Source organism: Aggregatibacter sp. oral taxon 458 str. W10330 (genome assembly GCF_000466335.1).
Taxonomy (GTDB): Bacteria; Pseudomonadota; Gammaproteobacteria; order Enterobacterales; family Pasteurellaceae; genus Aggregatibacter.
Window position 1 is genome coordinate 1 of sequence record NZ_KE952600.1, and the last position, 770, is coordinate 770.

Here is a 770-nt window from a genome sequence, read left to right on the forward strand (position 1 = left end):
GAATACTCCGTCGTTTTGGCAAGTGCCTTGCCGTAAGTTTGGTAACCTTTACCGGTTTTCGCCCAAGCTTCAATTAACTCCGGTAAGAGTGCTTGCTGTTCGGCTTTTGTTGTTACATTGCGATAACGACTCAATAACTCGGCAAGTTTCGGTGATAATGTTGCAGCTTCACGTAAATCCCGTACATTACCAACGCCTTGTAAATTAATTGCGGCTTTTTGTTCTTCCGTAAGCGTCAGCTTGTCAATAAATTGACTGTAAAAGGGCTGGTAACCAAAGTTGATGTCGCCCATGGCGTGGCGGTGCCCTTCCTCGGTTTCATATTGCCCTAAATGCGTCAGATGATTACCTCCCTGCCATTGGTCTTGCGCTTCAAAATGCGTGTATAACGCGCGTATATTCAGCTGACTGAGAGTAAAAAGCTCTTCCGGACTGCTTTGTCCGTCTTCGTTTAAATCTCGCCATACCTTTAAACGGCTAAATTGCTCATCTAGGGCATCCACTTTACCGTCATGGTTACTATCTAAACTAGAAAGGGCTGCAAAGCCGTGAGGGGTATTTGATGCAAAACGTTCGCTAAAGAGTTCTGTGAGATCGTTGATTTTTCCATCGTTGTTGCGGTCATAGACTAAAAATCCGTCGTCCGATTTTAACCAACCCGTCGCTGTTCGGACGCCATCACCGTCATGGTCAAATAAAGCACCTCGATAACCATCCGCTGAAAGCGTCTCTAATCCGTCACCGTCTAAATCTAACGCAAGCGGATCATA

The 770-nt window shown here is 45.7% G+C and carries 1 pseudogene; it reads right to left on the reverse strand.

Annotated features, from left to right (window positions below):
• Positions 1-770, reverse strand: a pseudogene (locus HMPREF9065_RS10190) (calcium-binding protein); the annotation flags it as partial.